Source organism: Streptomyces sp. NPDC017993, from assembly GCF_044328065.1.
In the GTDB taxonomy this organism is placed as follows: domain Bacteria; phylum Actinomycetota; class Actinomycetes; order Streptomycetales; family Streptomycetaceae; genus Streptomyces.
The window spans coordinates 19,186-41,440 of the sequence record NZ_JBIRGO010000028.1; the positions used below are offsets into that span (position 1 = coordinate 19,186).

The window sequence follows — 22,255 nt, forward strand, 5'->3', positions numbered from 1 at the left end:
GTTGACGCCCTGTCACGACCCCCGGCTACAGTCGTCACTGTCAGTGATCGACCGATGGTGCGGGGGAACAGACATGACAGTGATGTGCGACGGGCAGCAGGCGCTCGCGATGGGGCGCGCCGCTCGTGAACTGGAGTTGCGGACCGGCGAGTTCGAGCTGGCCGCACAGCTCGGGGAAGTACGGACGATCCCGGCCGGCCAGGACGGCCGGCCGGGAAGCCCCGGCCCGCTCGCCAGGCGCCGGGTCCCGGCGGAGGAGATCGCTCGGCTGCAGGCCGAGCCAGGCTTTCCCGACGCGCTCCGCGAACGCGTCCGCACGGTCGGCACGACCGAGGCCGCCGAGCTGATGGGCATCGGCCCCGGCCGGTTCCTGCGCCTTACCCGAGCCGGCTGCTTCGGCCCCGTCCGGTTCTACGTGAACCGCTTCGGCGCGGTGGTCTGGCTCTACCTCGCCGCCGAGGTCGCGGCCTTCGCCGACCGCGAACCCGAGCTGATGCGCGGCAACACCCCCGCCGCGATGCGGGTGATGCTCGACGGGGGACAGGACTGGCGGGCGCGGCAGTGGCGCAGCCGCAGGGTCGCCCAGCTCATGGGGGAGACCGACGACCCCTGGGAGTCCGCCGCGATCATCGCCGCCGTGCTGCCGCCGGAGGAGCTGGCCTCCGTGGCCGAGGACCCCCTGGAGCGGTCCCTCCTGCGCCGACTCCGGCCCGCCTTCGCCTCGGTCATCACCGCGACGGCCGCCGCCCGGGAAGCGTTCGCGCAGGTCCTGACGGCCGAGGAATTCGACGAAGTGATGTGGTACCGCGTCAACCTCTCCCGGGCCTTGGAAGCGGCTCGCCGCGACGAACCGGGCCGCGTCAGGACGCCGGCCGCGATGACGGCCGGAGCCCGCAGGGGTCAGCCGCCGAGCTTCCTGAACAGCCCTTCCTGGACGACCGAGACCAGCAGCCTGCCGGCACGGTCGTAGATCCGGCCGCGGGCCAGACCCCGACCGCCGGTGGCGATCGGCGACTCCTGGTCGTAGAGGAACCACTCGTCCGCGCGGAACGGCCGGTGGAACCACATCGCATGGTCGAGCGAGGCCATGTCGAAGCCGCGCGGACCCCAGAGCGGCTCGATCGGGATGCGGACCGCGTCCAGCAGCGTCATATCGCTGGCGTAGGTGAGCGCGCAGGTGTGGACGAGCGGATCGTCACCCAGCGGTCCCACCGCTCGCATCCACACCGCACTCCTCGGCTCCGCGGCCTCGATCTCGTCCGGCGTCCAGCGCAGCCGGTCCACGTAACGAATGTCGAAGGGCTGCCGGCGCGCCATCCGCTCCAACGCCTCGGGCAGACCGCCCAGGTGCGCGCTGACCTCGTCCACGACCGTCGGCAGATCCTCCGGGTCGGGCACCGCCCGGCGCATCGGCAACTGATGATCGAAGCCGGGCTCCGGCTTGTGAAAGGAAGCGGTGAGATTGAAGATCGTGCGACCCTGCTGGACCGCGACGACGCGGCGGGTGGTGAACGACCGCCCGTCACGCACCCGCTCCACCTGGTACACAATCGGCACCCCGGGCCGCCCCGGCCGCAGAAAGTACGCGTGCAGCGAGTGCACCGGGCGGTCGCCTTCCGTGGTCCGCCCGGCCGCCACCAACGCCTGGCCCGCGACCTGGCCGCCGAAGACCCGCTGCAGGGACTCCTGCGGGCTGCGGCCCCGGAAGATGTTCACCTCGATCTGCTCCAGGTCCAGCAGATCGACCAGCTTCTCGGCCGGATTGGTCATGACCGGTGGCCCTCCGTCACAGTCGTCGACGGCCTCGGGCGAAGCCGTCCGCTCACAGCTGACCCACGTCGGTGACGCGCACCACCGCACGCCCCTCCTCGTCAGAGGCCGCCAGGTCCACCTCGGCGGAGATGCCCCAGTCGTGATCACCGTTCGGGTCGGCGAAAGTCTGCCGCACCTTCCACAGCCCGTGTTCGGCATCCTCCTCGATCTGCAGAAGCTTCGGGCCGCGCGCGTCCGGACCGGTGCCCAGCTCGTCGTATTCGTCCCAGTAGGCATCCATGGCGTCGCCCCACGCGTCGACGTCCCAGCCGGACTCGGCATCCAGCTCGCCGAGCTCCTCGACCTTGTCCAACGCCGCCAGCTCCACCCGACGGAACATCGCATTGCGCACCAGCACCCGGAACGCCCGCGCGTTCGAGGTGACCGGCCGCACCTGGTCCGCCCGCTCCGCGGCCTGCTCCGCCGTCTCCACCTCCGGATTGGCGAGCTGTTCCCACTCGTCCAACAGGCTGGAGTCCACCTGCCGCACCATCTCGCCGAGCCAGGCGATGATGTCCTGGAAGTCCTCGGACTTCAGATCGTCCGGCACGGTGTGGTCCAGCGCCTTGAAGGCGCTCGCCAGGTAGCGCAGCACGATGCCCTCGGTGCGGGCCAGCTCGTAGAAGGAGGTGAACTCCGTGAAGGTCATGGCGCGTTCGTACATATCGCGGATGACCGACTTCGGCGACAGCGGATGGTCGCCGACCCACGGGTGACTCTTGCGGTACAGGTTGTAGGCGTGGGAGAGCAGTTCGTCCAGCGGCTTGGGGTATTCGACGTCCATGAGCCGCTCCATGCGGTCCTCATACTCCACGCCGTCGGCCTTCATCTGGGCGATCGCCTCGCCCCGGGCCTTGTTCTGTTGTGCGGCGAGGATCTGCCGCGGATCGTCCAGCGTCGACTCCACCACGGACACCATGTCCAGGGCGTAGGACGGCGACTCCGGGTCGAGCAGATCGAAGGCGGCCAGCGCGAACGTCGACAGCGGCTGGTTCAGCGCGAAGTCCTGCTGAAGGTCGACGGTCAGCCGGACGATCCGTCCCTCCGCGTCGGGCTCCTCCAGCCGCTCCACGATTCCGCCGTCCAGCAGCGACCGGAAGATCGCGATGGCGCGACGGATATGACGCAGCTGGTTCTTGCGGGGCTCGTGGTTGTCCTCCAGCAGGTGGCGCATCGCCGCGAAGGCATTGCCCGGCCGCGCGATCACGGACAGCAGCATGGCGTGCGTGACCCGGAAGCGGGAGGTCAGCGGCTCCGGGTCGGAGGCGATGAGCTTCTCAAAGGTGTTCTCGCCCCAGTTGACGAAGCCCTCCGGCGCCTTCTTGCGGACGACCTTCCGGCGCTTCTTCGGATCGTCGCCGGCCTTCGCCAGGGCCTTCTCGTTCTCCACGACGTGCTCGGGCGCCTGCGCGACGACGAAGCCCGCGGTGTCGAAGCCGGCCCGCCCGGCCCGGCCCGCGATCTGGTGGAACTCCCGCGCCCGCAGTGTCCGCACCCGGGTGCCGTCGTACTTCGTCAGCGCGGTGAACAGCACGGTGCGGATGGGGACGTTGACGCCGACGCCGAGCGTGTCCGTACCGCAGATGACCTTCAGCAGGCCCGCTTGCGCCAGCTTCTCCACCAGCCGGCGGTACTTCGGCAGCATGCCGGCGTGGTGCACACCGATGCCATGACGGACGTAACGCGACAGGTTCTTACCGAACTTGGTGGTGAACCGGAAGTTCCCGATGAGCTCCGCGATCTGGTCCTTCTCGGCGCGCGTACACATGTTGATGCTCATCAGAGCCTGCGCGCGTTCCACAGCCGCGGCCTGCGTGAAGTGCACGATGTACACCGGGGACTGGTGGGTCTCCAGCAGTTCGGTGAGCGTCTCCGTCATCGGCGTCGTGCGGTACTCGTACGACAGTGGAACGGGCCGCGTCGCGGAGCGCACCACCGACGTCGGCTTGCCGGTGCGGCGGGTCAGATCCTCTTCGAACCGCGACATGTCGCCGAGCGTCGCCGACATCAGGATGAACTGAGCCTGCGGCAGCTCCAGCAGCGGAATCTGCCAGGCCCAGCCGCGGTCCGGCTCGGCATAGAAGTGGAACTCGTCCATCACGACCTGGCCGATGTCGGCGTGCTTGCCGTCGCGCAGCGCGATGGAGGCAAGAACCTCGGCCGTACAGCAGATGACCGGTGCGTCGGAGTTGACGGAGGCGTCACCGGTGAGCATGCCGACGTTCTCGGTGCCGAACAGCTTGCACAGGTCGAAGAACTTCTCCGAGACCAGGGCCTTGATGGGTGCGGTGTAGAACGTGACCTGGTCACGGGCCAGGGCGGTGAAGTGCGCGCCGGCCGCGACCAGGCTCTTTCCCGAGCCGGTGGGGGTGGACAGGATGACGTTCGCCCCCGAGACCACCTCGATCAGCGCCTCCTCCTGGGCAGGGTAGAGCGCGATGCCCTGCTGCTCGGCCCAACTCGAAAAGGCTTCGAAGAGGGCATCGGGGTCGGCGTCTTTCGGCAAATGATCGATGAGGGTCACACCCCCCATACTGCCTGCCTTCGGCCCGTATCAGGGAACCGGCGAGGCATTGCCCGGTCCCGGGCCCCGACGCTCCGCCATCCCGAGACGATCGCTGTTCGCTGCCTCTGAGCTGCAGCGATGCCGATATGTGTCGATTCATGGTGGAAGCGGCCGGGTGTTTGGCGCAGAGATCCCGCCGCGATTCCGGGACAGCCCGCGGAGAGTGCTGAGAGGGGTGGGAAGGGAGGAGGCCAGGGAGCTGGTGCGGGTCGATGCGTGGCAGCGCCCGGGTGGTAGTGGCCTGACCTGCGGAAACGTGCCCGGTGGGCGGGTGGCAGATCACTGGTTCCCGCAGGCGACGCCGATCAGGGGTGCGGAGGGCTCATGATCGGCCTCCTCCTGGGCAATTCCGGGGTTCCGCTGATCTTCTCCGCACATCGGTCTTGATGATCGAGGAGGGAGAGGTGGGGAGGAGTGCGCCACCCGGCGGGCGCGGAGCCGGTCGGTCGGGCGCACCCTCAGGAGACGTGGCAGAGATCACCGCCCACAACGAAGAAGATCACGGGGAGGGGAGGGGGAGGGAGGGGAGGGGGAGGGCCCCCTCCGGCGCAGCCGGTCCAGCCTCCCCAGCCACGACGGGCACACGGCTCGGCCAACTCCCACGCCCCCGACACTGCCCCGGCCGGCCGGCCGCACGTCACCGCACCGCACCGCACGTCACCGCACCGCAGGTCACTGGGCCGCACCTCACTGGACTGCAGGTCACCTCACCACACCAGCCGCACTTCGCTGGGCCGCACGCCACCTCGTAGGGGCCGATGCCCCGCGTTGGCCCGTCCTGAACGGAGGCGGGCCGACACGGAATCGTGCCGGCCCGCCCGTGAGCATGATCCGCCCCGACGGCACGGGCGACTCGCGATCATGGGGCCAACACGAGGTCCTCGGCGCTGCCCCGTCCCTGTCCTGGCCGCGTCCCGAGCCCGCACTCGCGCTGCGCCCCGTTCCGGCTACTAACCGACCCGGCTATGACGCCTTGGGCTCCGATCCCGCCGGCACCGGACGTTCCCGCTGCCTGTCCCGCACGGCAGGGCACCGGGCGTTCCCGGCGTCCCGCACAGCGCTCCGAAAGTTCCCGCCGCCCGTCCCGCACTGCACGGCACCGGGCGTTCCCGGCGTCCCGCCGGCCGTCCCGCGGGGCACCGGGCGTTCCCGCTGCCCCGCCGCATCCCCGCCCGTCCCGCGCAGTATCCGGAGCCCGCGGCTCGCGCCGTAGCTCCTTCCCCCGCCACTTCGCCGGACTTCCCGTTACTTCACCGATCCGGCCATGACGCCCTGGACGAAGTGGCGTTGGAAGGCGAAGAAGACGATGACGGGAACGATGAGGGACAGGAAGGCGCCGGGTGCCAGGACACCGATGTTGCTGCCGAACTGCCGCATCTGGGACTGCAGCGCCACGGTCAGCGGCTGCGATTCGTTGTCGGCGAAGAGCAGGGCGACGAGCATGTCGTTCCAGACCCAGAGGAACTGGAAGATGGCCAGGCTGGCGATTGCCGGGCGGCCCAGCGGCAGGATGAGCTGGGAGAAGATCCGCCACTCCCCGCCGCCGTCCATGCGGGCGGCTTCCAGCATCTCCTTGGGGATCTCCGCGAAGTAGTTGCGGAGCAGGAAGATGGCGAAGGGGAGCCCGTAGGCGGTGTGGAAGAGCACCACGCCGGGGATGGAGCCGAACAGGCCGAGCGCGCCGAACATCTTGGCCACCGGCAGCAGTCCGATCTGGACCGGCACCACCAGCATGGCGACCACCAGCAGGAAGATCCAGTCCCGGCCGGGGAACTCCAGCCAGGCGAAGGCGTATCCGGCCAGCGCGGCGATCACCACGACGGCGATGGTGGTGGGCACCGAGATCAGCACGGTGTTCCAGAACGCCTGGGTGATGCCCGAGTCCTGCAGCAGCGCCGCATAGTTGTCGAGCGACAGCTGGCCGGGGGCGGCGAGCGCGTGCCACCAGCCGCTGCCGGCGTTGTCCCCCTCGGTGCGCAGTGAGGAGACGAAGAGACCGGCGGCGGGGGCGAGCCAGATGAGGCCGATGATCAGCAGGCACACCTGGATCACGCTGCGGCTGATCCGCTTCGCCGGCTGTGTCTTCCCCCGCCGTGTCTTCGCCCGCCGTGTCTTCCCCGGCTGTGCTGTTCCCGGCTGTGCTGTGCCCGGTTGGGCCTTCGCCTTTCCGTCGGGCGCCGTGGCAGCGTGGGTGGTGGTCATGACTGGCTCCTGCGGAAGCGTCGGATGTTGAGGATCATGGCCGGGACCACCAGGAGCAGCAGCAGGACACCGAGGGCACTGCCGAGCCCCTGGTTGTTGCCGCCGCCGAAGGAGACCAGCCACATCTGCAGGGCCAGCACATTGGCGTCCTGCTGTACGGGGCCGGGCGCGATGATGTAGACGAGGTCGAAGACCTTCATCACGTTGATCACCATCGTCACGAACACGACGCCCAGGACGGGTCCGAGCAGCGGCACGGTGATCCTGCGGAACACCTGCCATTCGTTCGCGCCGTCCATCCGGGCGGCTTCCAGGACCTCGCGTGGCATCGCGGAGAGTCCCGCGCCGATGAGGACGAGCGCGAAGCCGGTCCAGATCCACAGGTAGGCGCCGATGATGGCGGGTGTGATGAGGGCCGGGCCGAGCCAGGAGACGCCCTCGTACGGTGGGGCGAAGTCCTTCGCGGGGAGTTGGACGGTGTACGAGCCCGCCTTCAGGCCGGTCAGGCGGTACGAGCCGTCCGGGCCCGTGGTGGCGCCGGCCACCACCTTGCCGTGCGAGTCGACGGCCTCGACGGCCAGCTTCGGCAGCCCGCGTTCGCCCGGGTCCACGCTGCCGGGCTTGCCGTGTCCGCCGGGGGTGAAGTCGAGGTAGACCACGCCCCGCAGTTCGCCGTCAGCGGCCGGTGTTTTCGCGGCCGGCGCGGCGGGCTTCGCCGCGGCCGGCATCTCCTTGGGCGGGACGCCGACCAGGCCGAGATTGACGGTCCGCCCGGGTTCGGCGGTCCGAGCCGTGCGGTAGGAGCCGTCGTCGCCGTGGACGAGCTGCTTGTCGCCGAGGCGGGCCTTGGCGGTCGGGAAGGACGGGGCGTCGTGGAAGTTGTCGTGGACGCCGACGACGACCGCGTTGAGCACACCGCGTTCGGGGTCCTGCTCGTAGGCGAGGCGGAAGATGATGCCCGCGGCGAGGAAGGAGATCGCCATGGGCATGAACATCAGCAGCTTGAACGCCGTCTTCCAGCGAATCTTCTCGGTCAGCACGGCGAGGATCAGGCCCAGCCCGGTCAGCAGGGCGGGCGCGAAGACGACCCAGATCGCGCTGTTGCGGATGGCCCGGACGGTCGCCGGGTCCTGGAACATCTCGGTGTAGTTGTCGGCGCCGACGAAGGTGTCGCCCGAGGCGTCGTACATGCTGCGGATGACCGAGAACACGATGGGGTACGCGACGAGCGCGCCCAGCAGCAGCAAGGCGGGGAGCAGGAACAGCCCGGCGACGCGCCGGCGCCGCCGGACGGCGCGCCGCCCGGGGGTACCGGCCTTGCCGTGCTTGCCGTTCTTACCGTGGGTGCCGGGCGGCGGGGGAGCCGAGGTGCCACGCGTCGCTGCGGGCGGCACCTCGGAGGTGGTGACTGGCATGGATCGGGGCCCCTTGGTCCTTAGTTCCGGTAGGCCTTGACCGCGGCGGCTTCGAGCTTGCGGGCCGTGGCCTCGGGGGCGGAGGGGTCGCGCAGGAAGTCCTGGAGGAGCTTCCACTCGCCGGCTCCCTGGGTGCCGCCGAACGCGGCGGGGGCCTGGTCGGACATGTCGAACCGGACCGAGTTGCCGGCGTCGGTCAGGGACTTGGCGGCCTTGCGGGTCACCTCGTCGTGGTACTCGCCCGCGGGCACCTTCTTGTTGGGCGAGATGAAGCCACCGGACTGGGCCCATATGCCGGCCGCTTCGGGAGTGGCGAGGTACTTCACCAGCTCCATCGCGGCCTTCTTGTTCTTGCCTGCCTTGAGCACGACGGCGGCGTCACCGCCGCTGACCGTCGGCGGCTTGCCGTCGTCGACCGAGGGGAAGGGGAAGAACTTGGCGTCCTTGCCCACCTCCTTGTGGAGTTCGTCGGTGACCAGTGCGCCGACGAAGTCGCCCTCGTAGACCATCGCCGCCTCGGGCGACGGACCGAAGACCTGCTGGACGGACTCGGGGAAGTCGGTGCGCAGCGCGCCCGCCCCGCCGCCGGCGACCATGTTCTTGTCCTTGAAGAGCTGGCCGAGGGTGGTCAGCGCCTTGACGACGGTGGGGTGCGTCCACGGGATCTTGTGGTCGGCGAGCTTGTCGTAGTTCTCGGGCCCGGCCTGGGAGAGGTAGACGTTCTCGAACCAGTCGGTGAGCGGCCAGCCCGCCTCGCCCGCGACGGAGAACGCCGGTACGCCCGAGTCGGACAGGGTCCGGCCGGAGGACAGCAACTCCTTGTACGTCTTCGCGGGGCCGACACCGGCCTGCGTGAACGCTTCGGGGCTGTACCAGACCGTCGACTTGTGGGAGGCCTTGAAGTACAGGCCGTAATAGGTGTCGTCGACGGTGCCGTAGTCCTTCCAGACCTGGGCGTAGTTCTTGCCGGCGGTGGTGCCGATCTCCTTGGACAGCGGGGCGAGCCAGCCCTTTTTCGCGAACTGCCGGAGCACGCCGACCTGCGGAACCATCACGACGTCGGGGGCGTTGCCGCCTTCGATCTGGCTGCCGACGACGGTGGAGACGTTGTCGCCGGTGGAGGAGAAGGTGATCTTCGCGCCGGTCTTCTCGGAGAAGCCGTCCAGGACCTTCTTGAAGCTCTGCTGTTCCACACCGGTCCAGACGCCGGCGACGGTCAGCGTCTGGCCGCTGAGCTTTTGTTCGCCGCCTCCGGGGGTGACCCCGCCGCCACAGGCGGTGGCGGTGAGCGCCAGGCCGAGGACGGCGGTGCAGGAGACAGCGGTGCGGGTGTGGCGTGCTGCGGGGTGTCTCATCGTGACGTTTCCTTCGGTCGGGCTAGTGGGCGTCGGGGCTGTGCATCCACCAGGCGGCGGTCGATCCGGGGAGGGTTCCGGCGGGGCAGTCGCCGCTGGCCAGGAGGGGGGCATCGGAGACGGGTGCGGGCGCGGGGTCGCTGCCGAAGTTGATGGCGCAGATCAGTCCGTCGCCGCGGACGAAGGCCAGTACCTGCGGCGGCGACTCCAGCCAGCGCAGGGAGCCCTCGCCGAGCTGGGGCAGGCTGCGGCGCAGGTGCAGCCCCTCGCGGTAGAGGTGCCAGAACGACCGGGTGTCGGCCAGGGCGCGGTCGGTGGCGTGTTCGGCGAACCACGTGGGCTGGGGGAGCCAGGGCTGTGCCGTCTCGGTGCCCGCGGTGAAGCCGAACGGTGAGGCGTGCCCGGACCAGGGCAGTGGCACCCGGCAGCCGTCGCGGATGTGCTGACGGCTGCCCGTGCGGTGGAAGATCGGGTCGGTGAGGACCTCGTCGGGGAGGTCGACGACCTCGGGCAGGCCCAGTTCCTCGCCCTGGTAGACGTAGGCGGCGCCGGGGAGTGCCAGCATCAGCAGAGCGGCGGCGCGGGCGCGGGCCGGGCCGTGTTCGCCGGCGTGGCCGCCGGGCTCGGTCGCGTACCGGGTCACGGTCCTGACCTGGTCGTGGTTGTTAAGCACCCAGGTCACGGTGGAGCCGGTGCCCGCGATGTCGGTCAGGGCCTCGGATATCACCTTGCGGAAGGTGTCGATGTCCCAGCGCGCGGTCAGCAGGTGGAAGAAGAATGCCTGGTGCAGCTCGTCGGGCCGGACGTAGGCGGCCTGTTCGCTCGGTGTGCGCACCGAGACCTCACCGACGAGCAGCCGGTCGTGGCCGTCCTGGGCGGTGTACTCCTCGCACAGCGCACGCCAGTCGCGCCACACCTGGTGCACCTCGGGCTGGTTCCAGGCCAGTGGGTTGACCGAGTCCCGGGTCCGCTCGTCGGCCTCGGGGTCGGGGGAGTCGGGCAGCTCGGGGTGCTTGAAGAGCCCGGCCGCCACGTCGATGCGGAAGCCGTCGACGCCGCGGTCCAGCCAGAAGCGCAGCACCTGCTCGAAGTCGGCGCCCACGGCGGGGTTGCGCCAGTTCAGGTCGGGCTGTTCGGGGGTGAACATGTGGAGGTACCACTGCCCGGGGGTGCCGCTGCACTGCGCGTCGCCTCCGCTGTTTTCCGGGTCCTCGGAGGCGGAGCCCGCTTCCTCGACGCGGGACCAGGCGGGGCCGCCGAACATGGCCCGCCAGTTGTTGGGCGGCAGTTCGCCGTGCTCGCCGCGCCCGTCGGCGAAGTGGAAGAGCTCCCGCGCGGGGCCGCCCGGCCCTTCCGCGAGGGCGGCGCGGAACCACGGGTGATCGCTGGAGCAGTGGTTGGGCACGATGTCGAGGAGGACCTTCAGGCCCAGCCGGTGGGCGTCGGCCACCAGGCGGTCGAATTCCGCGAGGTCGCCGTAGACGGGGTCCACATCGCGGTAGTCGGCGACGTCGTAGCCGTGGTCGTGCTGGGGCGACGGGTAGAAGGGGCTGAGCCAGATGCCGTCCACGCCCAGCTTCCTGAGGTAGGGCAGTCCGGCGCGGACGCCCGCCAGGTCACCGATGCCGTCGCCGGTGCTGTCCAGGAAGCTGCGGACGTACACCTGGTAGATGACCGCATCACGCCACCAGCGCTGTGCCGCGCCGTGTGCCGCGGTCTCGGTGGCCGGCGTGAACACGGCGGATGCCGGGGCCGGGGAGGGGGAGGGAGCGGGGAGGGCCGAGTAGCCGTTCCCTGCCGTGGCTGTGAGCATCTGCCGAGATCCCGTTCTTACCTGAGCACGCCGGTGCGGCCTGCCGATCGCTGTTATGCATGCATGTTAAGTAGGCGTGACTTTTAGGTGTCAACGAATCTGTCAAAAGTGGCCCGGTATTGCCCGCATTTGTGGAGAGATGTGCAGGGCACATTTACCTAACGAGTAACTAGGCAGGCTGGCTCTGCGGGGGGGGACCGCGAGGGCTGACCGTCAGGGCCGGCCTTGCGCCGCGATCGGTGCGTGGCGGCGTTCGGCCCGCCGCCGCGGTCGGTCAGCCGCGGTCGGCGATGGCCCGGAGTTCGCGCGCCAGGCGGGCGACGGTCGCGTCCGTGCTCCGTCCATGGGTGAGCGCGTCATGCATCACGGCCTGCACCGCGAGGCTCACCTGGTCGTACCGCGGGCTCTTCAGGCGCGGACTGGCCGCCAGTACGCTCCGCTGCAGGGTCGGGAGGTAGGGGAACCGCCGCACCAGCGCCGGATCCTCGTACAGCGAGGCCCACACCGGTGGCAGGGACCCCTCGGAGAGCACCCGGCGCTGCACCGGTTCGCTCGTCAGGTACGAGATCAGGTCGGCGGCCGTCTTCCGGTGCCGCGAATGGGCGTTGACCGCCAGGTTGGAGCCGCCCAGCACGCTGGAGCCCTGACCGTCGGGACCGGGCAGCGGCACCGCGCCGAACTTGCCCGCCACGCTCGACGTCTTCCCGCCGGCCAGCGCGTAGGCGTACGGCCAGTTGCGGAGGAACAGCAGTCGGCCGTCCTGGAAGGCCCGGCGGGACTCCTCCTCCTTGAATGTCAGGGCGCGCCGCGGGATCCATCCCTCGCGCACCCCGTCGAGAAGGAACGACAGCCCACGGCGTGCCGCGGGGGAGTCCACCGTGACCCGCGCCCCTTCGTCCGCGAGCACCGTGCCGCCCGCCGACTGCACGGCCTCGACGACGTTGGCGGTCAGCCCCTCGTACGGCAGGAGCTGGCCCGCGTACCCCTCGAGGCCGTGACGGGGGGCGACGGTCCGGGCGAGGCGCTTCAACTCGGCCCACGTACGCGGCGGTTGCTCCCCTTCCCGGTCCAGCACGTCCTTGCGGTAGTAGAGCAGCCCCGCGTTGGTCACATAGGGAACGGCATAGAGCCGGCCCCGGAAGGTGGCGGTGTCCACCACGGGAGGAAGGAACCGGTTCAACGGGAGCCGCCCGGCGTCGACGGGAGTGATCCACCCCCGCGCCGCGAACTCCGAGGTCCACGCCACGTCGATGTTCAGTACATCGAAGCGGTCACTGCCGGAGCGCAGCTCGGAGACCATCTGGGCCCGGACCTCGTCGGCGGCGTCCGGCAGCTCGACCAGGGTCACCTTCTCGCGAGGGTGCCGGCCGTTCCAGCCGTCGAGGATGCCCCGGAGATAGCCGGTGAGGTCCCCGCCTGTCACCAGCGTGATCGGGCCGCGGCCGTCCGCGTCGCCGGCCGGCTCTCCCGCCTGCGCGCCGGCGTGGCCGGCGAACAGCAGGGAGCAGGCCAGGAGAGCCCTTCCCGCGGCACGCTTCCACCGCATGGGACCCTCCTCGCACCAGGCGTCGGCGGACACGTACTCGACAGCCGGCCACCTGTATACCTGTTGGACATGCGGGATACTAGACCCGCAGGAAGATACGACAGCGATCCGGATCACAGCCGGAAGAGCACAGCTAACCGGCAACTACGGCGGTGAGGGAGAGGGAGAGCGTGCGGCTGCCACTCCTGGCGCTGTTGGTCAGCGGACCCGCACACGGCTATGAACTCAAGCAGGCTCTTGAGAACCTCCTGGGCGCGGCATACCCTCAGCCGAACGTCGGCCAGATCTACGTCACCCTCGGCAGGCTGGAGAAGGCAGGCCTGATCGAGGGAGAGGACGTCGAGCAGTCGGACCGCCCCAACAAGCGCACCTACCGGATCACCGAGGCGGGCCGCGAGACGGTCGACGCGTGGTTCGAGGAGTCCACCGCGGAACCACGGGTGCGGGACGAGTTCTTCATGAAGCTCGCCCTCGCCCCCCGCACCGGGGCCGCACATCAGATCGCCCTGATCAACAAGCAGCGCCGCCACTACCTCAACACCATGCGAGATCTGTCGAAGCTCTCCGCGGGCGAGGACCCGGACAACCGGGTGGCGCACCTGCTGATCGAGGGCGCGATGCTGCATCTTCAAGCGGATCTCGACTGGTTGGAGCGCTGTCAGGAGGAGCTGGAATGAACGGGGACGAGCCGTCCGGCCCGATACTTCGGGCAGCCGGCCTGGTCAAGACCCACCGGCCGGAAGGGGCCGCCCCGGTCCACGCCGTGCGCGGTGTCGACCTGACCATCGAGCGGGGCGAATTCGTCGCCGTCACCGGGCCCTCGGGCGCCGGTAAATCCACCCTGCTGCATCTGCTGGGCGGCCTCGACCGCCCCGACAGCGGCTCCCTCTGGCTCGACGGCCGCCAGGTCGACTCGTGCAGCGAGGCCCGCTGGGCGGTACTGCGCCGCAAGCACATCGGCATCGTCTTCCAGTTCTTCAACCTGGTCTCCAACCTCAGCGTCGCCGACAACGTCGAGCTGCCCGCCCTGCTGGCCGGCAGCTCCCCGCGGCGTGCCCGCGCCGACCGCGCGGAACTGCTCCAGGAGCTGGGCCTGAAGGGCATGGAGAACCGCACGCCCGGCGAGCTGTCCGGCGGTGAGCAGCAGCGCGTCGCGCTGGCCCGCGCCTTGATCAACTCCCCCGGTCTGCTGCTCGCCGACGAGCCCGCCGGCAGCCTGGACAGCAAGGGCACCCGGGAGGTGCTGCGGCTGCTCGCCCGCTTCCACCAGCGTGGCCAGACGATTCTGCTGGTCACCCACGACGCCCGGATGGCGAGCGCCGCGGACCGGGTGATCAGCTTCTTCGACGGTCAGGTCGTCGACGATGCCCACCTCGGTGGGAGCGGGGACCGCCCGCCGGCCGGCGTGGCCGACGTACTCAAGCTCAAGGGCTGACCGGCATGCGCGCAGCGGCACGCTGGAGTCATGCCCACCTCAGAGCCCACCGCGGCGCGGCTGTGCTCATCGTGCTGGCCACCGCCGGGATCACGGTCTCGCTGCTGCTTGCCACCGCACTGTTCGGCTACGCGGCCGACCCCTGGCAGCGGGTCTTCACCCAGACCTCCGGTGCCCATGTCTGGATCCACACCCAGGCCGGCGCGCCCGCGGGGTCGCTGGCCGCCCTGGACGAGGTGCAGGCCGCCTCCGGCCCCTTCCGTACCGTCCGCACCACCGCGAGCCTGCAGCCGGGCGGCGCCAGAGCGGCCCTGGAACTACGCGGCGCCCCCGACCGCCCCCGGACCGCCGGCCCACGGCTCACCGCGGGCCGCTGGCTGGACGGGGCCGCCGACGAGGGGCGGGCGCGCGGCATCGTCCTGGACAGCTCGGTGGCCCGCGCCATGTGGGCGAAGCCGGGGGATTCCCTCGCTCTGAGCGGCTTCGCGCAGCCGTTGCGCGTGGTCGGCATCGCGGAAACCGCCGAGGTCAGGTTCCGCGCGGGGGAGACGCCGGGAACGGCCTGGGTGCTGCCTGGGACGCTCGCCACGTCGGACGCGGGCCGAGAGAAACGCGGCCGCACCGTCGGACTCCAGCTCGCCGACCCCGAGGACACCGACTACGTCGTCCAGCGCGCCGTCACCAGGCTCGGCGCCGACCAGATCACCGGCGTCTCGACCTGGCGGCAGGCCAAGGCCGAAGCCGAGAGCAACAACCAGCTCCTCGGGCGGCTGCTCGGCCTCTTCGGGCTCGGCGCGCTGCTCGCGGCGGCCCTCGCGGTGGGCGGCGCCATCAGCACCCGGATCCGCGGACACCTCAGGGACATCGCGATCCTCAAGGCCATCGGGTTCACCCCGGGCCAGGTGGTGCGGATGTTCCTCGCCCTGCACCTCGGCTTCGCGCTGCTGGGCGTCGCGTCCGGGGCCGTCCTGACCGAGGTGCTCGGCAGCGTCGTCCCCGGCCGGATCGGGGAGGCGATGGCCCTGTGGCAGGAACTCCCCGAGCACGCCTGGGCGCCGTCCGTCATCTCCGGAGGCGTGGTCTTCTTCATCGGCTCGGCCACCTGCCTGGCCGCCTGGCGGGCCGGGCGCGTCCCGCCGGTGCCCGTCGCCCGCGCCGCCGTGGCCCCCGGACGCCGGATGTCCGGCACCGTGCGCAGGGCCCTCGGCCTCCGTGTGCCACCGGCCCTGGTGCTCGGCTGGCGCGGTGCCTTCCACCGCCCGCTCCGCTCCGCGGCGGCCGTCGGGCGGCTTGCGGTACCCCTGTTGATCATCACCATCGCGCTCGGGGCCTGGGCCACCCTGGACCGCTTCGCCTCCCACCCGGAGAAGGTGGGCCTGCCCGCCGCGCTCACCGTGCGTTCCGACAGCGTCGGTGGCCCGGAGATGCGCCAACTGCTCGGGGGCCGGCCGGACGTCACCGTCCACCCGGGAGCCGAGGTCCAGGCCCTGGTGCCGGGCCAGACCGGCACCATCACCCTGCGCGGATTGGGCACGGACCGTCAGCCCTACCCCTATGCCCTCGCGGAGGGACGTGCCGCCCACGGCCCGGACGAGGCCATCGCCGGACAGGGACTGCTCGATCTGCTGGACGCCCACGTCGGCGACTGGGTACGGATGACTGTCGCCGGACGACCGCACGTCCTCCACATCGTCGGCCGCGGCATCGAACCCGCCGACGGCGGGCGGGTGATCTCCACCGGGCTCGACACCCTGCGCGAGGGGGACACCGCGCTGCGTCCGGACTTCTACCATCTGGTCCTCAAGCGCGGTGCGGACCCGACCGCGGTGCGGGACTCCCTCGTCGAGGCGTCCGGGGGACGGCTCGAAGTGCGGGAGATCCCCAACCCGGCGGGCGGGTTCGCGGCGGTCCGGGCGGTCATCGCCGGTCTGATCGCGGTGCTGGTCCTGATCGGCCTTGCGGAACTGTCGACGACGGTCGGCGCCGCGGTGCGCGACCGCGGCCGTGACCTGCTCGCGCTGAAGGCCGTGGGGCTGACTCCTCGTCAGATCGTCGCCGTCATCGTGTCCGCCACCGTGTTCGTGGTGCTTGCCGCCGCGTCCGTCGGCTCGCTCCTGGGGGTCTTCGCCTCCGAGTGGCTCATCGACCTCCAGGGACGCAGCAGCGGCTGGGGGTCGGGCATCGCCCAGCGGCCCTCGCTGAGCGTCCTGCTGCTGGTCGGCGGTGTTTCGGTGGTGGTCGCGGCGGCGGCCTCCGTCCTGCCGGCGGCCCGCGCCGCCCGCGGCAAACTCGCCGACGCGCCTGTGGATGTGCGTTAGCGGCTTCCGTCGCGCCGGGCAGGGGAGAGGGATCCGGGGGCCGGGCCGTCCTACTGGATCGGGCGCCGGCCGCGCACGGCCCAGGCGCGGGCGGTGAGCGGAACGGTGCCGTCGGCGGCGTGCGGGAGGTGGGCGCGGAGGTGGTCGCGCAGCTCGGCGCGCGTCTCGTCCGAGAGGGACTTCACATACGCGGGCGCCGGGCCCTGTCCGCCGAGGAAGGGTGCCCAGTAGTCGCCGAAGTCCTGGAACGGGGTCGGCACGTCGACCGCTTCGACCCGTACGTCCCGCAGGCCGGCGTCGTCGAACAGCGCGCGAAGCGGCTCCGGTCGGCACATCGGGAACCGTGCCCCCTCGTCCAGCTCGCGGGCGTGGCGGTCGACGGCGCGGGCGGCGTCCCAGAAGCAGCGGATGAGCTGCATGCCCTCGGCGTAGTCCCAGACATAGGCGCCGACCGTGCCGCCGGGGCGGATGATGCGTGCCATCTCCGCCACCGCGCCTGCCGGATCGGGCAGGAAGTTCAGGACCAGCCCGCTGACGACCACGTCGGCCGCGGCGTCCGGGAACGGCAGCCTCGCGGCCTCCGCGGCCGCGAAGTGCGCCCGAGGGGTGGTGATGGTGTGGCGGGCGTAGCGCACATAGCCCTCCGAGGTGTCGACGCCGGCTACGTCTTCCGGGTAGGCGAGGTCCAGTACCGCCTGCGTCACCGCGCCCGTGCCGCACCCGATGTCGGACCAGCGTTCACCGGGGGGAAGGTTCAGCCAGCGCACGAAGGCGGGCGCCACCACCCGGCTCCACCGCCCCGCGTACGGTTCGTAGGCCGCGCCGTCGGCCCACACCTCATCGTCCACGCCTCGCCACCCACGCCTCGTCTTCCCTCCACGGCCGCCCTCGCACCGTGCGCCCTGATTGCCTGATCTGCGTAGATTATCCCATGGGTGGGGGTGTGGGGAGGTTCCGCTCGGGAGCGGGCGGATGTGGGGGTGCGTGGGCCTGGGATACCGCGCGGGCTTGTGTGCGTGCATCCGATGGCGTTTGCGTGGGCGGGGACTGGAGCGGTGTGACGCGGGCCGATGCATGGCTGGGCCTTCGAGGCCGACCACTTGGTACCTGCCGGCGAACTGCTGCCGTCGGCACGGTCTTTGGCACTCCGCGAGCCAACTGCCGCGGACGGTGCCGGTAGATGCCCCGGCGAGCGTCGATCGAGGTAGGGCAACTTGCCACCGGGCCAGTCGTCTTGGGACCTCCGGCCCGGTCGACTCGGGGAGCGGCGCGGACGCCGGGAGCCCCCCGCGCCGTACGGAGATCATCTGACGCTACGCTGTGTCGCCGACCGGGCGTCAGCCGCGCGCTATCGAGGAACCCGGCGGAGCCGACGGACACAAGGGGTGGGGAACGACAATGATGGGACCGGCGCACTCGCTGTCCGGCGCTGCGGCCTGGCTGGGGGTGGGCGCGGCGACCGCCGGCGCCGGGCATCCGATGCCCTGGCCCGTGCTCGTCTGCGGAGCTCTGATCTGCGCCGGAGCTGCGCTCGCCCCTGACCTCGACCACAAGTCCGCGACCATCTCGCGGGCCTTCGGGCCGCTGTCGAAGGGGCTGTGCGAGGTGGTCGACACCATCTCGCACGCGGTCTACAAGGCCACCAAGATGCGCGGCGACGCCAACCGTTCAGGTGGCCACCGCACGCTCACCCACACCTGGCTGTGGGCCGTACTGGTCGGTGGCGGCATGTCGCTGCTGGCGACCCAGGGCGGCCGGTGGGCGGTCCTGGCCATTCTCTTCGTCCACATGGTGCTCGCCATCGAAGGTCTGCTGTGGCGGGCGGCGAGGGTCTCCAGCGACGTTCTGGTGTGGCTGCTCGGCGCGGCGACGGCCTGGATCCTGGCCGGCATCCTCGACCAGCCGGGCAACGGCGCGAGCTGGCTGTTCGAGGCGCCGGGGCAGCAGTACCTCTGGCTGGGGCTGCCCGTCGTGCTCGGCGCGCTCGTCCACGACATCGGAGACGCCCTGACCGTCTCCGGCTGCCCGGTCCTGTGGCCCATCCCGATAGGCCGCAAGCGCTGGTACCCCCTCGGTCCGCCCAAGGGGATGCGCTTCAAGGCCGGCAGCTGGGTGGAGCTGAAGGTGCTGATGCCGGTCTTCATGCTGCTGGGCGGCGTCGGCGGGCTGAGCGCCCTCGGCTACCTCTGACATCTACCTCCGACAGCAGCGTCGGAGGGGCTTTCTGACGGCCTCTCCGACGGCCATCCCCGAGCGAAGGCGCCGTGGTCCCAGGGCCGCGGCGCCTTTCGTGCGTCCGAAAAGGCGCGGAAGCGCGCGGTGATGGGGTCGGGGCGGTCGAAGTGGTGCGGGTTTCCGTACCAAGCATTCGGGGGCGAGCACGATCGTTTCCCAGGTCTCCGCCGCCGAGGATGAAGTCATGGCTGACAGGACGGGAATCAAGGAAGCGGTGGGCTCGCACGCCGCCGCACGGGCCGAGGACCTGCAACGGGAGTACGGCCGGGGCGGCGGCACCGTACGCGCGCTCCGGGGGGTGACGCTGGAGCTGCGCCAGGGCACCTTCACCGCGGTGATGGGGCCGTCCGGCTCGGGCAAGACCACGCTGCTGCACTGCCTCGCCGGAATGGACCGACCGACTCGCGGATCGGTCTGGTGGGGCGGTGTGCAGGTGTCCCGGCTGCCTGAGCGGCGGCTGGCCGAGCTGCGGCGCAGCCAGGTCGGCTTCGTGTTCCAGGCGTTCAACCTGATGCCGGCCATGACGGTGGCTCAGAACGTGGAGCTGCCCGGCCGGCTGGCCGGCGAGCGGGTGGACGGAGCGGCAGTGCGGGCGGCTTTGGCGCAGGTGGGCCTGGCCGGTCGTGAGCGGCAGCAGCCGGGCCGGCTGTCCGGCGGCCAGCAGCAGCGGGTCGCCATCGCCCGCGCCTTGGTCTCGCGGCCGTCGGTGTTGTTCGCGGACGAGCCCACGGGGGCGCTGGATCGCAGCACCGGGCAGGAGATCCTCGGCTTGCTGCGCGAGGGGGTGGACCGGCAGGGGCAGACCTGCGTCATGGTGACCCATGACCCGGTGGCGGCGGGCTACGCGGATCGGGTCGTGGTGTTGGCGGACGGCCGGGTCGTCGACGACCTCGACCGCCCGTCCGCGCAGGTCGTCACCGACCGGCTGAGCCGGATGGGGGTGTGACCGTGCTGACCTTCGCCTTCGGGCAGATGCGGATGCGGCCGGCGGCGTTCGCCGGGCTCGCGATGGCGCTCTTCCTCGCGGTCGGCGCGGTCACGCTGTTCGGCGAGCTGATGGCCGCCGCGTTGGCGGCCCCCGTCGGCCGGGAACGGGCGGTGGTGGGGCCCGGGCCGGCGCTGATCGCGGGAGCGTTCGGGGAGATCGCCGTGCTGGTGGCGTTCTTCGTGGTGGTCAACACACTCGGCTTCGCGGTGCGCCAGCAGCACCGGGAGCTGGCTTTGTTGCGCACTGTGGCGGCAACGCCCAGGCAGGTCCGGCGGCTGGTGCGCCTGCAGGTGCTGGTGATGGTGCTGCTGGTCTCTCCGGCCGGGTGCGCGGCGGGGGCGGTGGGCGCCGGCCGGTTCCTGGACGCGTTGGTGACGCGCGGTATGGCCGCTCCGGGGACCACCATCCCCCGCTCGCCCGTACCGATGCTGGTGGCGGTCGCGGCCGCGCTGGGCGTCGGCCTGCTGTCGGCGTCGTTCGCCGCACGCCGGATCTCGCGGATCGCCCCGGCTGCGGCGATGACGGCTAGCTCGGTCGAGCACGGCCGGACCGGCCTGCTCCGGGCGGCGGGTGGGCTGATCGCTCTGGCCGGTGGGTGCTTGCTGTGCCGGCTCGTCGCGACGCAGCCGCCGGAGAAGGCCGGTCAGGCGGCGCTGCCGGCTGCCCTGGTCCTGCTGGTGGCGGTCGCGTTGCTTGGGCCGCTGCTCGCAGGCGCTCTCGTGGTGGTGCTGGGCGCCCCGATCCGGGCCGTGGCCCGGCGTTCGGGCTGGCTGGCCGATGGCAACCTGCGTGGCTACACCAACCGGCTGTCGGCCGCCGTGACACCCGTGGCTCTCCTGGTGGGGCTGTCCTGCACCATGGTGTTCATGACCAGTACCGTCGAACAGGCGGCCCACCGCTTGGAGGGTACGAGTCTGACGACCGTGACCTCTGCGAGTGACGTCTGGCTTCGCCAGGTCGAGCTGGGCATGCTGGTCTGCTTCGCCGCCGTCTCGACGGTCAACACGCTTGCCGCCCTGACCGCCGACCGCCGCCGGGAGTTCGCCCTGCTCAGCCTGGTAGGGGCGACGCGCCGTCAACTGTTGCGCATGCTCTGCACCGAGGCGCTCCTGACCGCGGCGGTGAGTGTGGTGCTGGGCACCGCGGTCGCGGTGGCCGTCGCCGGCGCGTTCAACCTGACCGTCACCGGCTCCGCGCTGCCGTCCGTGCCGTGGGCCGACTACGCATGGATCGCGGTGGGCGCGGCCGCGCTGATCGCGCCGGGCATCCTCGGTGCGGGGCTCCGTGCCGCGTCCGGTCCCGCGACGGAGCTGGTCGGAGGGCAGCGTGGCTGATCGCATGCGCGGCCCGGTCCGTCGCCTCCGGCCTGCCGTACGCGCCGGCGACATCGCCTTCGCGGTTGTCGGACTGCCCCTCGCGATCATCGGCTGCGGGTACGTACTCGCGGTGCTCTACGCGGGCACACTGCTGTCCCTCACCGTGCTCGGACTGCCCGTCGCGGCCGCCGCGGTGCGAGGAGCCCGTGGACTGGGCGCACTGCACCGGCGGCTGGCGGGCCGGTTGCTCGGGGAGGCTGTCGAGCGGCCGGCGCCGCTGCCTGCGTCGCACGGCGTGATCGCCCGGGTCCGTGTGCTGCTGACCGACCCGGTGGGCTGGCGGGCCATGCTCTATCTGGGCCTGCGGCTGCCGGTCGGCGTGCTGACCTTCGTCGTCGCCGTCGTCCTGCCGCTCGCAGCCGGGTGGCTCATCGCCTTTCCCTTCTGGCTCCGCATGACGGCACCGGACGAGCCGCCGGCGTGGTGGCTCAGCACGGCCGGCCCGCTCCTCGGCATCGTCATCCTTCTCGTCACTCCCGCCGCGATCCGGGCCATGGGCAGGCTGAACCGCTACCTTGCCCGGCTGCTGCTCGGCCCCGCCCGTACGCAGCAGCGCCTCCAGGCGCTCGAACACGCCCGCAGCACGCTGGTGGCGGAGAGCACCGACAACCTGCGCCGGCTGGAGCGCGATCTGCACGACGGCACCCAGGCGGAGCTGATCGCCATCGCCATCACTCTCTCGCTGGCCGACGACGCGCTCACCACCGGGGACAGCGCCGACCTCGGGCGACTGCGCACTCTCCTCACCAAGGCACGCGGGCAAACCGACGACACCATCGTGAGCCTGCGGAGGCTCACCCGCGGCATCCACCCGGTGGGCCTCGACGCGGGGCTCGGCGACGCGCTGCCCACCCTGACCGACGCCGGCCCCATCCCCATCGCCACCCGCCTGGAACTGCGGGAACGCCCGGACCCGGCGATCGAGCGGGCCGTCTACTTCTGCGTCGCCGAACTCCTGACCAACATGGCCAAGCACAGCGGAGCTGACACGGCCACCGTCGAGGTCCACGCCGATCGGGGACGGGTACGGATGACGGTGAGCGACAACGGCCGGGGCGGCGCCTTCCTCGGCGGCGGAAGCGGCCTGACCGGCCTCCGCAAGCGGCTCGCCGCGGTGGACGGCACCCTGCGGATCGTCAGCCCGACCGGCGGGCCCACCACCATCACCGCCGAACTGCCCTCGCGGATCTGACC

Annotated in this window: 16 protein-coding genes; 8 read left to right on the forward strand and 8 right to left on the reverse strand. The window is 71.2% G+C overall.

All coding sequences use genetic code 11. The features are described 5' to 3' along the window. Window positions 1-73 precede the first annotated feature (73 nt). The gene (locus ACH4FH_RS34725; protein ID WP_398559942.1) at window positions 74-970 is read left to right on the forward strand and encodes a DUF6397 family protein; all 897 of its coding nucleotides are present in this window, start codon (window positions 74-76) and stop codon (window positions 968-970) included. Here ACH4FH_RS34725 and ACH4FH_RS34730 read toward each other — a convergent pair. The 7 genes from ACH4FH_RS34730 to ACH4FH_RS34760 all read right to left on the reverse strand — a co-directional run bounded on the left by ACH4FH_RS34730 (window position 901) and on the right by ACH4FH_RS34760 (window position 12,709). Further along, window positions 901-1,770: an acyl-CoA thioesterase gene (locus ACH4FH_RS34730; protein WP_398559943.1), complete on the reverse strand. Its 870-nt coding sequence runs from the start codon at window positions 1,768-1,770 to the stop codon at window positions 901-903. The genes ACH4FH_RS34725 and ACH4FH_RS34730 overlap by 70 nt on opposite strands. A gap of 52 nt (window positions 1,771-1,822) precedes the next feature. Continuing rightward, window positions 1,823-4,336 (reverse strand): DEAD/DEAH box helicase, encoded by a 2,514-nt coding sequence (locus ACH4FH_RS34735; protein WP_398559944.1) that lies wholly within the window; start codon window positions 4,334-4,336, stop codon window positions 1,823-1,825. A gap of 1,287 nt (window positions 4,337-5,623) precedes the next feature. After that, on the reverse strand, window positions 5,624-6,580 hold the full coding sequence (locus ACH4FH_RS34740; protein ID WP_398559945.1) for a carbohydrate ABC transporter permease: 957 nt from the start codon (window positions 6,578-6,580) through the stop codon (window positions 5,624-5,626). Then, on the reverse strand, window positions 6,577-7,995 hold the full coding sequence (locus tag ACH4FH_RS34745) for an ABC transporter permease subunit (RefSeq protein ID WP_398559946.1): 1,419 nt from the start codon (window positions 7,993-7,995) through the stop codon (window positions 6,577-6,579). Before ACH4FH_RS34745 ends, ACH4FH_RS34740 begins: the two co-directional genes overlap by 4 nt. A 20-nt stretch (window positions 7,996-8,015) precedes the next feature. Then, entirely contained in the window at window positions 8,016-9,350 is a 1,335-nt protein-coding gene (locus ACH4FH_RS34750; RefSeq protein ID WP_398559947.1) for an ABC transporter substrate-binding protein, read from the reverse strand. A 22-nt stretch (window positions 9,351-9,372) separates the two neighbouring features. Continuing rightward, window positions 9,373-11,163, reverse strand: coding sequence for a glycoside hydrolase family 13 protein (locus tag ACH4FH_RS34755; RefSeq protein ID WP_398559948.1), 1,791 nt, complete (start codon window positions 11,161-11,163; stop codon window positions 9,373-9,375). 274 nt (window positions 11,164-11,437) lie between these two features. Continuing rightward, window positions 11,438-12,709, reverse strand: coding sequence for an ABC transporter substrate-binding protein (locus tag ACH4FH_RS34760; RefSeq protein ID WP_398559949.1), 1,272 nt, complete (start codon window positions 12,707-12,709; stop codon window positions 11,438-11,440). 170 nt (window positions 12,710-12,879) lie between these two features. On the opposite strand from ACH4FH_RS34760, the gene ACH4FH_RS34765 reads away from it, so the two are divergent. The 3 genes from ACH4FH_RS34765 to ACH4FH_RS34775 are packed head-to-tail and all read left to right on the forward strand — an operon-like array spanning window position 12,880 to window position 16,462. Then, entirely contained in the window at window positions 12,880-13,386 is a 507-nt protein-coding gene (locus tag ACH4FH_RS34765; protein ID WP_393891436.1) for a PadR family transcriptional regulator, read from the forward strand. After that, a complete protein-coding gene (locus tag ACH4FH_RS34770) occupies window positions 13,383-14,144 on the forward strand; it encodes an ABC transporter ATP-binding protein (RefSeq protein ID WP_398559950.1) in 762 nt (253 codons plus the stop codon). The genes ACH4FH_RS34765 and ACH4FH_RS34770 overlap by 4 nt, the downstream gene beginning before the upstream one ends. 5 nt (window positions 14,145-14,149) lie before the next feature. Then, complete coding sequence (locus ACH4FH_RS34775; protein ID WP_398559951.1) at window positions 14,150-16,462, forward strand: ABC transporter permease; 2,313 nt, start codon at window positions 14,150-14,152, stop codon at window positions 16,460-16,462. 50 nt (window positions 16,463-16,512) lie between these two features. Here ACH4FH_RS34775 and ACH4FH_RS34780 read toward each other — a convergent pair whose 3' ends face one another. Further along, complete coding sequence (locus tag ACH4FH_RS34780; protein ID WP_398559952.1) at window positions 16,513-17,310, reverse strand: methyltransferase domain-containing protein; 798 nt, start codon at window positions 17,308-17,310, stop codon at window positions 16,513-16,515. 550 nt (window positions 17,311-17,860) lie between these two features. Here ACH4FH_RS34780 and ACH4FH_RS34785 point away from each other — a divergent pair. The 4 genes from ACH4FH_RS34785 to ACH4FH_RS34800 all read left to right on the forward strand — a co-directional run bounded on the left by ACH4FH_RS34785 (window position 17,861) and on the right by ACH4FH_RS34800 (window position 22,253). Continuing rightward, window positions 17,861-18,652 (forward strand): metal-dependent hydrolase, encoded by a 792-nt coding sequence (locus ACH4FH_RS34785; RefSeq protein ID WP_398559953.1) that lies wholly within the window; start codon window positions 17,861-17,863, stop codon window positions 18,650-18,652. 229 nt (window positions 18,653-18,881) lie between these two features. Further along, window positions 18,882-19,643 carry an ABC transporter ATP-binding protein gene (locus ACH4FH_RS34790; protein ID WP_398559954.1) on the forward strand — a complete coding sequence of 254 codons (762 nt, stop codon included), beginning with the start codon at window positions 18,882-18,884 and terminating at the stop codon, window positions 19,641-19,643. Further along, window positions 19,640-21,019: an FtsX-like permease family protein gene (locus ACH4FH_RS34795; RefSeq protein WP_398559955.1), complete on the forward strand. Its 1,380-nt coding sequence runs from the start codon at window positions 19,640-19,642 to the stop codon at window positions 21,017-21,019. The genes ACH4FH_RS34790 and ACH4FH_RS34795 overlap by 4 nt, the downstream gene beginning before the upstream one ends. Continuing rightward, window positions 21,012-22,253, forward strand: coding sequence for a sensor histidine kinase (locus ACH4FH_RS34800; protein WP_398559956.1), 1,242 nt, complete (start codon window positions 21,012-21,014; stop codon window positions 22,251-22,253). Before ACH4FH_RS34795 ends, ACH4FH_RS34800 begins: the two co-directional genes overlap by 8 nt. Window positions 22,254-22,255 lie beyond the last annotated feature (2 nt).